This window comes from Enterobacter asburiae (assembly GCF_008080435.1).
Taxonomy (GTDB): domain Bacteria; phylum Pseudomonadota; class Gammaproteobacteria; order Enterobacterales; family Enterobacteriaceae; genus Enterobacter; species Enterobacter asburiae_C.
Genome location: NZ_VRKN01000004.1, coordinates 335,328 through 348,419 on the forward strand (window position 1 = coordinate 335,328; position 13,092 = coordinate 348,419).

General features: G+C 55.8%; 12 protein-coding genes. 6 read left to right on the forward strand and 6 right to left on the reverse strand.

Annotated elements, in window-relative coordinates; genetic code table 11:
* Positions 1–70: 70 nt before the first annotated feature.
* The 3 genes from FU672_RS10305 to FU672_RS10315 all read right to left on the reverse strand — a co-directional run bounded on the left by FU672_RS10305 (position 71) and on the right by FU672_RS10315 (position 3,694).
* Positions 71–1,978 (reverse strand): DNA topoisomerase III, encoded by a 1,908-nt coding sequence (locus FU672_RS10305; RefSeq protein WP_148243183.1) that lies wholly within the window; start codon positions 1,976–1,978, stop codon positions 71–73.
* Positions 1,979–1,982: 4 nt separating this feature from the next.
* A complete protein-coding gene (gene selD, locus FU672_RS10310) occupies positions 1,983–3,026 on the reverse strand; it encodes a selenide, water dikinase SelD (RefSeq protein ID WP_148243184.1) in 1,044 nt (347 codons plus the stop codon).
* 116 nt (positions 3,027–3,142) lie between these two features.
* Positions 3,143–3,694, reverse strand: a complete 552-nt coding sequence (locus FU672_RS10315; RefSeq protein ID WP_148243185.1) for an NAD(P)H nitroreductase — start codon at positions 3,692–3,694, stop codon at positions 3,143–3,145.
* A 167-nt stretch (positions 3,695–3,861) separates the two neighbouring features.
* On the opposite strand from FU672_RS10315, the gene sppA reads away from it, so the two are divergent.
* The 4 genes from sppA (at position 3,862) to chiD (ending at position 8,923) form a co-directional block, all read left to right on the forward strand.
* Positions 3,862–5,718 carry a signal peptide peptidase SppA gene (gene sppA, locus FU672_RS10320; protein ID WP_148243186.1) on the forward strand — a complete coding sequence of 619 codons (1,857 nt, stop codon included), beginning with the start codon at positions 3,862–3,864 and terminating at the stop codon, positions 5,716–5,718.
* A gap of 63 nt (positions 5,719–5,781) precedes the next feature.
* Complete coding sequence (gene ansA / locus FU672_RS10325; protein ID WP_008500705.1) at positions 5,782–6,798, forward strand: asparaginase; 1,017 nt, start codon at positions 5,782–5,784, stop codon at positions 6,796–6,798.
* A 9-nt stretch (positions 6,799–6,807) separates the two neighbouring features.
* Positions 6,808–7,449: a bifunctional nicotinamidase/pyrazinamidase gene (gene pncA / locus FU672_RS10330; protein WP_148243187.1), complete on the forward strand. Its 642-nt coding sequence runs from the start codon at positions 6,808–6,810 to the stop codon at positions 7,447–7,449.
* A 217-nt stretch (positions 7,450–7,666) separates the two neighbouring features.
* A complete protein-coding gene (gene chiD / locus FU672_RS10340) occupies positions 7,667–8,923 on the forward strand; it encodes a chitinase ChiD (RefSeq protein WP_148243188.1) in 1,257 nt (418 codons plus the stop codon).
* A 60-nt stretch (positions 8,924–8,983) separates the two neighbouring features.
* Here chiD and FU672_RS10345 read toward each other — a convergent pair whose 3' ends face one another.
* Both FU672_RS10345 and msrB read right to left on the reverse strand, forming a co-directional pair.
* A complete protein-coding gene (locus FU672_RS10345) occupies positions 8,984–9,247 on the reverse strand; it encodes a YeaC family protein (protein ID WP_196239757.1) in 264 nt (87 codons plus the stop codon).
* Positions 9,248–9,303: 56 nt separating this feature from the next.
* Positions 9,304–9,717 carry a peptide-methionine (R)-S-oxide reductase MsrB gene (gene msrB / locus FU672_RS10350; RefSeq protein WP_148243189.1) on the reverse strand — a complete coding sequence of 138 codons (414 nt, stop codon included), beginning with the start codon at positions 9,715–9,717 and terminating at the stop codon, positions 9,304–9,306.
* A 341-nt stretch (positions 9,718–10,058) separates the two neighbouring features.
* Here msrB and gapA point away from each other — a divergent pair, with 341 nt between their 5' ends.
* On the forward strand, positions 10,059–11,054 hold the full coding sequence (gapA, locus tag FU672_RS10355; protein WP_023311257.1) for a glyceraldehyde-3-phosphate dehydrogenase: 996 nt from the start codon (positions 10,059–10,061) through the stop codon (positions 11,052–11,054).
* Between the two features lie 73 nt (positions 11,055–11,127).
* Positions 11,128–12,012, forward strand: coding sequence for a D-hexose-6-phosphate mutarotase (locus FU672_RS10360; protein ID WP_148243190.1), 885 nt, complete (start codon positions 11,128–11,130; stop codon positions 12,010–12,012).
* A gap of 96 nt (positions 12,013–12,108) precedes the next feature.
* Here the strand turns inward: FU672_RS10360 and FU672_RS10365 are convergent, their stop codons facing one another.
* Positions 12,109–12,855, reverse strand: a complete 747-nt coding sequence (locus tag FU672_RS10365) for a MipA/OmpV family protein (protein ID WP_148243191.1) — start codon at positions 12,853–12,855, stop codon at positions 12,109–12,111.
* Between the last annotated feature and the right edge of the window lie 237 nt (positions 12,856–13,092).

Consider the following 13,092-nt stretch of genomic DNA (forward strand, 5'->3'; position numbering starts at 1 on the left):
GTTTATATCGTGCGGCCGGATGCCCTCACCCCGGCCCTCTCCCACAGGGAGAGGGAGAAAACCGGGCGTATCAGGCCGCGCTCTTTTTCTTCTTGAACGGTTTCTTCGCGCCGCTACCGGGTGCAACCATCCCTTTGAACGTTTTCACTGGCGTACTGCGCGCCTGATCGATCAGCTGATAAAGCGTTCCGACAAGCGGCTGCATAAAGTCCTGATAGCGGCACTGTTTCTCGCTGATTTGCGTCAGCACCGATTCCCAGTGCGCGGTCATGTCGGGCCTTGCGGCCAGCTCAGGCAGAGAATGAATCAGTGCCCGGCCCGGTTCCGTTGAGTGGATGTAGCGTCCCTTTTTCTCCAGGAAGCCACGCTTAAAGAGCAGCTCAATAATCCCCGCGCGGGTCGCTTCCGTCCCCAGACCGTCGGTGGCGCGCAGGATCTTCTTCAGATCTTTATCCTGCACAAAACGGGCAATCCCGGTCATTGCCGACAGCAGCGTCGCATCGGTGAAATGGCGCGGCGGCTGAGTCTGACGTTCAACCACTTCGCCCTTCTCACACAGTAACTCGTCATCTTTTGCCACCACCGGCAGCGGCGTACCGTCGTTCTCTTCGTCGCGCTCTTTATTCCCCAGCAACGTGCGCCAGCCTGCTTCTGCGAGGAAACGCGCTTTGGCGATAAACTTGCCTTTGGCAATCTCAAGCTCAATAACGCACTTGCGGAATACTGCGTCCGGGCAGAACTGCATCAGATACTGACGGGCGATCAGGTTGTACACCTTCGCTTCGTTCTCGGTCAGATTGACGTTGCTGGCACGCGCCGTCGGGATAATCGCATGGTGGGCGTCCACCTTTTTATCGTCCCAGCAGCGGTTATGGGTGTCCGGGTTAATGACCGACTGCGGCAGGAGATCCGCCGCGTGTACGCCAATCGCGTTCATCACCGAATGGCGTCCGGCAAAGTGTTCTTCCGGCAGATAACGGCTGTCTGAACGCGGATAGGTGATCAGCTTATGGGTTTCATAGAGCTTCTGGCAGATATCCAGCACGTTCTGCGCGCTCAAGCCAAACTTTTTGGCGGCCTCAATCTGCAGTGCTGAAAGGGAGAACGGCAGCGGCGCGGGTTCTGATTCCCGTTTATCGTTATAGCTGGTGACGATAGCGGGCTGGCCGGTAATGCGGTTGACCACATGCTCCGCCAGCGGGCGATGCAGCAAACGCCCCTCTTCATCCTGGTAGGATTCACAGGCGTCGCTCGGCTGCCAGACGGCGGTAAAGCGTTCGTCTTTAGGCGTGACGATATGCGCTTTCACTTCAAAGAAATCTTTAGCGACGAAGTTCTCAATCTCTTCATCACGACGCACCACCAGCCCCAGCACCGGCGTCTGCACGCGCCCCACTGAAAGTACGCCCTGATAGCCCGCATTACGCCCAAGAATGGTGTAGGCGCGGGTCATGTTGATGCCGTACAGCCAGTCCGCACGCGCACGCGCCAACGCGGAGACGCACAGCGGAATAAACTCGCTGTTAGAGCGCAGACGCGAGATCGCGCGCTCAACCGCCTGCGGGTTGAGGTCGTTGATCAGGCAGCGCTGAACCTGCTGGCGCTTTTCCGGCGCCAGCTCCAGGTAGTCCAGCACCTCATCCACCAGCAGCTGACCTTCCCTGTCCGGGTCACCCGCGTGCACAATTTCAGCGGCATCATGCAGGAAGCGCTTGATCACGTTGAGCTGTTTGGTGACCGAAGGCCGGGGCTGCAGGCGCCATTTTTCCGGCACGATGGGCAGATCGTTCAGGTTCCAGCGGGCGTAGCGGCTGTCATAGACATCCGGCTGCGCCTGCTCAAGCAGGTGACCGATACACCAGGTGACCACCTGCCCGTTACCGCATTCGATAAAACCGTCGCCTTTGCGATGCGGCTTAGGCAACACATCAGCGATAGCACGCGCCAGACTCGGCTTTTCGGCAATAAACAACCGCATCGAATTAACGGATCTCAATCATCGGTCGGCCACCGCGCGCGGTGACCAGTTCGCCGATCGCCGTCAGGGTGATACCAAACTCGGCGGCAGTGGCCTGAACCTCGGCTTCGGATTCCGGCGTGACCGCCAGCAGCAGGCCGCCGGAGGTTTGCGGATCGCACAGCAGGTTGCGCCACGCTTCGGGCATTTCGCCCATCAGGTGACCGTAGCTGGCGAAGTTACGCTGGGTACCGCCCGGGACCGCGCCCTGAGCAATATACGCTTCCACGCCCGGCAGCTTCGGCACGTCCTGATACCAGACCTGCGCCTGCACGCCTGCGCCCTGACACACTTCGGACAGGTGCCCCAGCAGACCAAAACCGGTGACGTCGGTCATCGCCTTCACGCCGTCAATATTGGCGAAAGCCGCACCGGCGAGGTTCATCTGGCACATGACTTCCGTTGCCAGACCTTTGTGCTCCGGTTTCAGCAGAGATTTTTTCTCGGCGGTTGTCAGCACGCCAATGCCCAGCGGCTTGGTAAGGAACAGTTTGCAGCCCGCCTGCGCGGTGCTGTTGCGCTTCACGCGTTCGGTCGGCACTACGCCGGTAACGGCCAGGCCAAAGATAGGCTCAGGCGCATCAATAGAGTGACCACCGGCCAGTGCAATCCCCGCCTGCTGGCAGGCAAAACGACCGCCATCAATCACTTCACGGGCAACTTCCGGCGGAATGGTGTTGATCGGCCAGCCCAGAATGGCAATCGCCATGATCGGCTTACCGCCCATGGCGAAGATATCGCTGATGGCGTTAGTGGCCGCAATGCGCCCAAAATCGAACGGGTTGTCGACAATCGGCATAAAGAAGTCGGTGGTACTGATAATGCTGGTGCCGTTACCTAAGTCATAAACTGCCGCATCGTCACGCGTTTCATTGCCGACAAGCAGGTTCGGGTCGACAAACTTCGCCTGTTCACTGTGGAGGATAGTCTCCAGCACTTTCGGGGAAATTTTACAACCGCAACCGGCTCCGTGGCTGTACTGCGTTAAACGAATGGTTTGCTCGCTCATGGACGTCTCCTGTCATCTCAATCGCGCTATGGTAGCGCTCATTCCATAAAGAGGTAAGTATGACTGTCTGAATTCTGCGGCAGATGCTCAGAATCCAGACAGTTTAGCGTGCGTTATCAGAAATGGCTGACGAAAGGCGTGGTGTCCGGCACGCTGATGGTGCTGGAGGCCTTAAGCTGCGGGGTACCGAGATAGAGGAATCCGACAATTTTATCGTGCTCACCACAGCCAAAACCGTCACGCACCGTCGGGCTGTCGGTCAGCGGTCCGGTGCGCCAGATACCGTTGAAACCCTGTGCGACGGCGGCCATTTGCATCGCCATCACCGCGCAGCCCGCAGACATTTCCTGTTCCCAGACCGGCACTTTATGTTCAGCCTGGCATTTGGCCACGACGGCGATGATCATCGGGGCGCGGAACGGGGCATTGCGCGCCTTGTCGATACCTTTCTCATCCTGCCCGGCGGCAACCGCGCCCTGCTCCAGCAGCTGGCTGAAACGATCGCGGCCTTCGCCTTCAATCACAAAGAAGTGCCACGGCTGCAGTGTGCCATGATCGGGGGCACGCATGCCGGCACGCAGAATATTCTCCAGCTGCTCGCCTGCCGGGGCAGGTTCGGCCAGACGGGAAGCGCTACGGCGGTTAACAAGCAGTTCGAGTGCGTCCATTGGTTAACTCCTTTCTTGAAATTTACTCACAAAATTAACACGACGGCAGATTTTGTTACAGCCTGGCAGGCGATTCCTGCTGACAAGTGGCGGTTGGGTCATTACGATAACCCAACATTACCGTCCAGTGGCGACGGAAACAGTCATTTTCTGGTTAGGGAGAATACATGCGAACCCTTTGGCGAATCATTGCCGGTTTCTTTAAATGGACGTGGCGACTGCTCAACTTCGTCCGCAACCTGGTGATGAACATCTTCTTCATCCTCCTGGTTCTGGTTTGCGCGGGCATCTGGATGCATATCAGCAACGCGAATCAGGCGCAGCATTCAACGCGCGGCGCGCTATTACTCGATATCACTGGCGTGATTGTTGATAAGCCGTCCACCAGCAGTCGCCTGAGCGTGATTGGTCGCCAGCTGTTTGGCGCAACCTCAGACCGCCTGCAGGAAAATTCCCTGTTCGATATCGTCGATGCCATCCGTCAGGCCAAAAACGACCGTAACATCACCGGGATCGTGCTGGATCTGAAAGATTTTGCCGGAGGCGATCAGCCTTCAATGCAGTACATCGGTAAAGCGCTGCGCGAATTCCGCGACAGCGGCAAGCCGGTGATTGCCGTGGGCGACAGCTACAGCCAGGGGCAATATTATCTGGCAAGCTTCGCCAATAAAATCTGGCTCTCCCCGCAGGGGACGGTCGATCTGCACGGCTTTGCCACCAACGGCCTGTACTACAAATCTCTGCTCGACAAGCTGAAGGTCACCACTCACGTCTTCCGCGTCGGGACCTATAAGTCTGCGGTTGAGCCGTTTATCCGCGACGACATGTCCCCTGCCGCCCGCGAAGCGGACAGCCGCTGGATTGGCGAGCTGTGGCAGAACTATCTGGGCACCGTTGCCGCTAACCGCCAGATTACGCCTGAGCAGGCATTCCCTGGCGCGCAGGGCGTGCTGGAAGGCCTGCGTAAGGTTGACGGTGATACCGCGAAATATGCGCTTGATAACAAACTGGTTGATGCCCTGGGCACCAGCGCCGAGATTGAAAAATCCCTGAGCAAACAGTTTGGCTGGAGCAAAGAGGATAAAAATTACAGCGCCATCAGCATGTATGATTACTCGACGAAAAAACCGGATGATAGCGGTAACAGCGTCGCGGTGGTGTTTGCCAATGGCGCGATCATGGACGGTCAGGAGACCCCGGGGAACGTGGGCGGTGACACTACCGCGTCACAAATCCGCGATGCTCGCCTGGATCCGAAAGTGAAAGCGATTGTCCTGCGGGTGAACAGCCCTGGCGGCAGCGTCAGCGCCTCCGAGGTGATCCGCGCTGAACTGGCTGCGGCGCGTGCCGCTGGCAAGCCGGTCGTCGTATCAATGGGCGGAATGGCAGCCTCCGGTGGTTACTGGATCTCAACGCCAGCCAACTACATCGTGGCCAACCCAAGCACGCTGACCGGTTCGATTGGCATCTTCGGGGTGATCAACACCGTGGAAAACAGCCTGGATTCTCTGGGCGTGCATACCGATGGCGTTGCCACCTCTCCGCTGGCAGATGTGTCGGTGACCAAATCTCTGCCGCCGGAAGTCTCTGAGATGATGCAGCTCAGCATTGAGAACGGCTATAAACGCTTTATCACCCTGGTCGCGGACTCGCGTCAAAAGACGCCTGAGCAGATCGACCAGATCGCACAGGGCCACGTCTGGACCGGCCAGGACGCGAAGAGCAACGGTCTGGTCGACAGTCTGGGTGACTTCGATGACGCGGTGAAGAAAGCCGCCGAACTGGCGAAACTCAAGCAGTGGCATATCGAGTATTACCAGGACGAGCCGTCGTTCTTCGATATGGTCATGGACAGCATGTCCGGCTCGGTACGCGCCATGTTGCCGGAAGCGATGCAGGCTTACCTGCCTGCGCCGGTCGCCACGGCAGCGAAAGCGATGAAGGCGGAGAGCGATAAGCTCGCGGCCTTTAACGATCCACAGAGTCGTTACGCGTTTTGCCTGACCTGCGCGAACGTCCGTTAAAAACCGTCCCCTCTTCCCGCGAAGAGGGGATTTTTTTCTTTTGAAGAACAAGAACTCACTACCATGCAGAAGAAATCGATTTATGTAGCCTACACTGGCGGTACCATCGGTATGCAGCGCTCTGAAAACGGCTATATCCCTGTCTCCGGCCACCTGCAGCGTCAGCTTGCGCTGATGCCTGAATTCCACCGTCCGGAAATGCCTGACTTCACCATCCACGAATACGAGCCGCTGATGGACTCCTCCGACATGACGCCGGAAGACTGGCAGCACATCGCGGATGACATTAAAGCCCATTACGACCAGTACGACGGCTTCGTGATCCTGCACGGCACCGACACCATGGCGTTTACCGCCTCGGCGCTCTCCTTCATGCTGGAGAACCTGAGCAAGCCGGTTATCGTCACCGGGTCGCAAATCCCGCTGGCGGAGCTGCGCTCAGACGGGCAGATCAACCTGCTTAACTCCCTGTACGTTGCGGCGAATTACCCGATCAACGAAGTGTCGCTGTTCTTTAATAACCGTCTGTATCGCGGCAACCGCACCACCAAAGCCCATGCCGACGGTTTTGACGCCTTCGCCTCCCCTAACCTGCAGCCGCTGCTGGAGGCCGGGATTCATATCCGTCGTCTGGGCACGCCGCCTGCGCCGAACACCGCCGGCGAGCTGATTGTGCATCCGATTACTCCGCAACCGATTGGCGTGGTCACTATCTATCCGGGTATCTCTGCGGACGTGGTGCGTAACTTCCTGCGCCAGCCGGTGAAAGCGCTGATTCTGCGCTCTTATGGCGTAGGCAATGCGCCGCAGAACGGCGAATTCCTGAAAGAGCTTCAGGAAGCCAGCGAGCGCGGAATTGTGGTTGTGAACCTGACCCAGTGTATGTCCGGAAAGGTCAACATGGGCGGCTATGCCACCGGTAACGCGCTGGCGCACGCGGGGGTGATCAGCGGCTTCGATATGACCGTTGAGGCAACGCTGACTAAACTTCACTATTTACTGAGTCAGGATCTGGACATTCAGTCCATTCGCAGCGCGATGATGCAAAACCTGCGCGGCGAGCTGACCCCGGACGAATAAGGAGTGCTCATGAAGCAACGCGCCCTGCTACTGGTCGATTTGCAAAATGATTTCTGCGCGGGCGGTGCGCTGGCCGTCGCCGAAGGTGACAGCACCGTTGACGTGGCAAACACGCTGATTGACTGGTGCAAAGCCCACGGCGAAGCGGTTGTCGCAAGCCAGGACTGGCACCCGGCGAACCACGGCAGCTTTGCCAGCCAGCACGACGTCGAGCCTTTCACTCAAGGGGAACTCGACGGGCTGGCGCAAACCTTCTGGCCCGATCACTGCGTACAGCAGACCGAAGGCGCGGCGCTGCACCCGCTCCTGGATCAGAAATCCATCGACGCGGTGTTCCACAAAGGGGAAAACCCGGCTATCGACAGCTATAGCGCGTTTTTTGATAACGGGCATCGTCAGAAAACCGCTCTCGATGCGTGGTTACGTCATCACGAAATCACGGAGCTGATTGTGCTGGGCCTGGCAACGGATTACTGCGTGAAGTTTACCGTGCTGGACGCGCTCCAGTTAGGTTATACCGTCAGCGTCATTACCGACGGCTGTCGCGGGGTGAACATTCACCCGCAGGACAGCGCTCAGGCGTTTATGGATATGGCTGCGGAAGGCGCGACGCTGTATACGCTCGAAGACTGGCTGGAAACGCAGGCGTAGTCTTTTAAGCCGGGTGGCGGCTGCGCCTTACCCGACCTACTTTCTCTGGTTTTGTAGGCCGGGTAAGCGCAGCGCCACCCGGCATTTCTTCCCCAATCCCCATAAAGTGAACTCCCTCGCATCCTCAGCGAAGCGGCAATGCTATTCTCGTCAGGTTGTTTTTTCGCCACGCTTTTTCTGTGGCGTGGTCGTTTTGTTTAGTCAAAGAGGAACTTGTATGAAACGTTTGCCCTTGCTGGCAGCATTACCCTTGCTTTGCGCGTCAGTTGCCTCCGCCAGTACCCTCATGTCCGTGGGCTACTTTAACGGGGGTGGCGATGTCACCGCCGGACCGGGTGGCGATATCAATAAACTGGACGTCCGCCAAATCACCCACCTGAACTACTCGTTTGGTCTTGTTTATAACGACGAGAAAGACGAAACCAACGCCGCGCTGAAAGATCCGGCCAGGCTGCATCAAATCTGGCTGTCACCAAAAGTGGCGTCCGACCTGGCGTTGATCCCGACCCTGCGTAAACAGAACCCGAACCTCAAAGTATTGCTTTCCGTGGGCGGATGGGGAGCGCGTGGCTTCTCTGGCGCAGCGGCCACCAAGGAGACGCGCGCGGTGTTTATCCGCTCCGCGCAGGAGATTGTCGACAAATACGGCCTGGACGGGATCGATCTCGACTGGGAGTATCCGGTCAACGGTGCCTGGGGGCTGGTCGCAAGCCAGCCTGCCGACCGGGATAACTTCACCGCCCTGCTGAAAGAGATGCGTGCGGCGTTCGGGCATAAAAAGCTGGTTACCATTGCGGTAGGCGCCAATGCGGAAAGTCCGAAAAGCTGGGTGGATGTCAAAGCCGTCGCTCCCCTGCTCGACTACATCAATCTGATGACCTACGACATGGCGTACGGTACGCAATACTTCAACGCCAACCTGTATGACTCCCGCGCATGGCCGACGGTGGCCGCCGCAGACAAATACAGCGTGGATTTTGTGGTGAACAACTATCTGGCCGCCGGGCTGAAGCCGCAGCAGATGAACCTCGGGATTGGTTTCTATGGCCGCGTACCGAAACGCGCTGTAGAGCCTGGCATTGACTGGACCAAACCCGACGCGCAAAAAAATCCGGTCACGCAGCCCTACTTCGGGCCTCAGGAGATCGGGTTGTTCAAGTCACTTGGCTATGACCTGACCAAAGATACCTACGTGAAGTACAACGATATCGTCAAAAAGCTGCTCAACGATCCGCAGAAGCGCTTTACCGAGCACTGGGACGACCAGGCGAAAGTGCCGTGGCTCTCGGTGAAGGGTGCCGATGGCAACGCGCTGTTTGCGATTTCGTATGAGAACCCACGTTCCGTTGCGATCAAAGCGGACTACATCAAAGAGAAAGGTCTCGCCGGGGCGATGTTCTGGGAGTACGGCGCAGACGACAATAACCAGTTAGCCAAACAGCTGGCGGAGTCGCTGGGGATCCCGCATAAGTAGTAAGACAATCAAGCCCTCTCCCCGTGGGAGAGGGTTGGGTGAGGGCATCAACCCGCACGGTTATTGCATTTTCATCGTCGCTATCGGCTTCGGCGTGATACCAAAGTCTTCTTTCAGCTCGCGCTTGCTTTTCATCACCATCTGTCCCTGAGTGTCGATGGTCATGTGCTGCGCATCAGTGTTGTTGCGCGCCTGCCAGAGCATAACCAACTGAAGGCTGTTCTCTTTTTGCTCCGGCGTCAGTGCGACGCCATCGGGCCATTTTCCCAGCTCTACGGCGGTCACCAGACGCTGATAAATCTCCGGCGTCATACCGCTAATCATGTCATCAATATTCACAATCGCGCCCTTTTAAAGGAATAATTTGCTGAATCGTTTTTTCAACCCTTCACCTGGTCGCCGTTTTCGTCGTCAGTGAAGCTCATTGAGGCTGAGTTCACGCAGAAACGCTCGCCCGTGGGCTGAGGGCCATCCGGGAAGACGTGACCAAGGTGCGCATCACAGTTGCCGCAGCGAATTTCCGTGCGCACCATGCCGTGCGACGAGTCGGTCAGGTAGCGGATAGCCTCATCGCTCACCGGCTCGTAGAAACTCGGCCAGCCGCAGCCAGAATCAAATTTCGCTTGTGAATTGAACAGGGGCGCATCACAGACCAGGCAGTGGTAGACGCCGTCTCGCTTGTTGTGCAGTAAACGCCCGGTAAATGGCGGTTCCGTCCCGTGATTCTGCGTCACGTAAAACTGCATTTCTGTGAGGTTTTTTTTCAAATCTTCAGGGTTACGTTGGTTCGACATATGCTTACATCTCGCTGTGGAAACAGACATCTTTTAACCCGGATTCTAACAAAACATTAACACCCTTGCGTGCACTTTTGATCTAAACTTATGTGTCGCGAAAAGGCGGTCAGGCAATTGTGATCATGCTCACATTTTTATCCTGCGAGGACTTTAAAATCCCGGGCGCAGCCCCCATTTGGTTGCAAGCTCAAAGGGAAAGTGAGGCGAGTCAGTCGCACAAACGTTAGTCACAGGATTGATTTGTCGCAATGATTGACACGATTCCGCTTGACGCTGCGTAAGGTTTTTGTAATTTTACAGGCAACCTTTTATTCACTAACAAATAGCTGGTGGAATATATGACTATCAAAGTAGGTATCAACGGTTTTGGCCGTATCGGCCGTATTGTTTTCCGTGCTGCTCAGAAACGTTCTGACATCGAAATCGTTGGTATCAACGATCTCCTGGACGCTGAATACATGGCGTACATGCTGAAGTACGACTCAACTCACGGTCGTTTCGACGGCACCGTTGAAGTGAAAGACGGCCACCTGGTTGTTAATGGCAAAACCATCCGCGTTACTGCTGAAAAAGACCCAGCTAACCTGAAATGGAATGAAATCGGTGTTGACGTTGTTGCTGAAGCAACCGGTATCTTCCTGACCGACGAAACTGCACGTAAACACATCACTGCGGGTGCGAAGAAAGTTGTTCTGACTGGTCCTTCCAAAGACAACACCCCAATGTTCGTTCGTGGTGCAAACTTCGAAACTTACGCTGGCCAGGATATCGTGTCTAACGCATCCTGCACCACCAACTGCCTGGCACCGCTGGCTAAAGTTATCAACGACAACTTCGGCATCATCGAAGGTCTGATGACTACCGTTCACGCAACCACCGCTACTCAGAAAACCGTTGATGGCCCGTCTCACAAAGACTGGCGCGGCGGCCGTGGCGCGGCTCAGAACATCATCCCATCCTCTACCGGTGCTGCTAAAGCTGTAGGTAAAGTACTGCCAGAACTGAATGGCAAACTGACTGGTATGGCGTTCCGCGTTCCAACTCCTAACGTATCCGTTGTTGACCTGACCGTTCGTCTGGAAAAAGCTGCTTCTTATGAAGAAATTAAGAAAGCAATCAAAGCTGCTTCCGAAGGCGCAATGAAAGGCGTTCTGGGCTACACCGAAGACGACGTTGTATCTACCGATTTCAACGGCGAAATCTGCACTTCAGTATTCGATGCTAAAGCAGGTATCGCACTGAACGACAACTTCGTTAAACTGGTATCCTGGTACGACAACGAAACCGGCTACTCTAACAAAGTACTGGACCTGATCGCTCACATCTCCAAATAAGTTGAGATGAGTGCTTGATCCAAAAAGGCGACTTCGGTCGCCTTTTTTTATTTATAAGACAGAGGATTGCTTAATGATTAATAAAATTTTTGCACTTCCGGTAGTCGAACAACTTACCCCTGTGCTCTCCCGCCGTCAGATTGACGGTGCCGACGTTATCGTCGTTGACCATCCGCGCGTCAAAGCGTCCGTGGCGCTGAACGGCGCTCACCTGCTCTCCTGGAAACCAGAAGGCGAAGCCGAAGGTTTGTGGCTGAGCGATGCGACCTCCTTTAAAAAAGGGGCGGCGATCCGCGGTGGTGTACCGATCTGCTGGCCGTGGTTCGGCCCCTCCGCACAGCCGGGTTTACCGTCTCACGGTTTTGCCCGTAACCAGCAGTGGACCCTGAAAGCGCACAACGAAGATGACAACGGCGCAGTGCTGACCTTTGAGCTGCAGGCTAATGATGAAACCCGCGCCCTCTGGCCGCACGATTTCACCCTGTACGCCCGTTTCAAACTGGGTAAGACCTGTGAAATTGAACTGGAAGCCCACGGTGAGTTTGAAACCACCGCAGCCCTGCATACCTACTTCAACGTGGGTGATATCGGCGCAGTGAAGGTGAGCGGTCTTGGCGATACCTTTATCGACAAAGTGGATAACGCCAAAGAAGGTAAACTGAGCGACGGAGTACAAACGTTCCCTGACCGTACCGACCGTGTCTACCTGCACCCGGAAGCGTGCAGCGTGATCCACGACGGCGCGCTGAACCGCGGAATTGAAGTGGTCCATCATCATCACAGCGACGTGGTAGGCTGGAACCCGGGTCCGGCGCTGTCCGTCAGCATGGCCGACATGACGGATGAAGGGTATAAAACGTTTGTCTGCGTGGAAACCGCCTGCGTGAGCAGGCCGCAAAAAGCGAGCGACGAAAAACCATCTCGTTTAGGGCAGACAATTAAGATTGTGAAACGCTAAGGCATTTCACCTCCCCCGCTTCACTGCACCACATTAAAGCAAACGGGGCGCAAGCGCCCCGTTTTAATGCACGAATTGCACAGCATTAGTGCACAATCAGAACTTGTAGCTCACGCCGACAGAGAAAATACCTGCCCAGGATTTGTCGACCATCGGGCTATCCTTCACTTCATCGCTCAGACGCTCATAACGGCCGGTACCGTACACGCTCCAGTCGCCAAGGAAGTTGTAGCTCGCGGTCAGCTCCAGGTAAGGATCCCAGCCGTCATCTGCACTATAACTTTTCAGACCACTGCGGCGGGACTCGTTTTTAGACACGCCGTAGTAGTAGTCGTTGTAGTTCTCGCTGTTGTATTGCACACCAATACCTGGCGTCAGGGTGAGTCCACCGTTGGTATAGCGGTACAACCACGCCAGGTCCCAGATAAAGCCGTTGCTGTTATCCAGCGTATCACCCGCCAGGGCCGTACGCAGGAAGCCATACTCGGTGTTATGTACGTATGAGAGCCCGGCCATCATCGAGCTTCTGCGCTTGTCGAGCTGGCGAAGCGCGTGGCTGTCGCTGTCACCCGGCTTGAAGTGCGTTGGATCGTAGTAGGCCATGATGGAGAGCTTATCGGCCTTATCGTTCCAGAGATAATAGCCGCCACCGAGCCCGCGGAACCAGACGTTATCGCCTTCATAGGTGATAACGGGAACAGGATAAACATCACGGTCATACTGTTTGTACGGGCTGTTAATGACGCCAACACCCGCGCCAACCGTCCACTGACTTTCCGCCTGTGCGGTGTTCACTGCGGTCGCGGCAAGGATGCTCAATGCCAGAAGTTTGAGTTTGGTCACAATCCATTCTTTCCTGTAGTCAAATAATCAGCGGATGAAGTGTAACCGCCATTCCCGTACATCCCAAAATTTTTTGCCTGCTAATCAGTCTGATTAACCCGTTATTTTTAACTTTTCAGATGACACCCCGCTTTCATTTATATGACCGCTGAATGAAAAACGTGCTTTTGTCTTATAACGACAGTGGAAATTTTTGGATGAGTTATTGATATGTCATTGAAAGTAGATTTTATGGGC

Coding starts and splice junctions, on each gene's coding strand:
- FU672_RS10305 (WP_148243183.1), bottom strand. CDS start 1,978: ATGCGGTTGTTTATTGCCGAAAAGCCGAGTCTGGCGCGTGCTATCGCT.
- selD (WP_148243184.1), bottom strand. CDS start 3,026: ATGAGCGAGCAAACCATTCGTTTAACGCAGTACAGCCACGGAGCCGGT.
- FU672_RS10315 (WP_148243185.1), bottom strand. CDS start 3,694: ATGGACGCACTCGAACTGCTTGTTAACCGCCGTAGCGCTTCCCGTCTG.
- sppA (WP_148243186.1), top strand. CDS start 3,862: ATGCGAACCCTTTGGCGAATCATTGCCGGTTTCTTTAAATGGACGTGG.
- ansA (WP_008500705.1), top strand. CDS start 5,782: ATGCAGAAGAAATCGATTTATGTAGCCTACACTGGCGGTACCATCGGT.
- pncA (WP_148243187.1), top strand. CDS start 6,808: ATGAAGCAACGCGCCCTGCTACTGGTCGATTTGCAAAATGATTTCTGC.
- chiD (WP_148243188.1), top strand. CDS start 7,667: ATGAAACGTTTGCCCTTGCTGGCAGCATTACCCTTGCTTTGCGCGTCA.
- FU672_RS10345 (WP_196239757.1), bottom strand. CDS start 9,247: ATGATTAGCGGTATGACGCCGGAGATTTATCAGCGTCTGGTGACCGCC.
- msrB (WP_148243189.1), bottom strand. CDS start 9,717: ATGTCGAACCAACGTAACCCTGAAGATTTGAAAAAAAACCTCACAGAA.
- gapA (WP_023311257.1), top strand. CDS start 10,059: ATGACTATCAAAGTAGGTATCAACGGTTTTGGCCGTATCGGCCGTATT.
- FU672_RS10360 (WP_148243190.1), top strand. CDS start 11,128: ATGATTAATAAAATTTTTGCACTTCCGGTAGTCGAACAACTTACCCCT.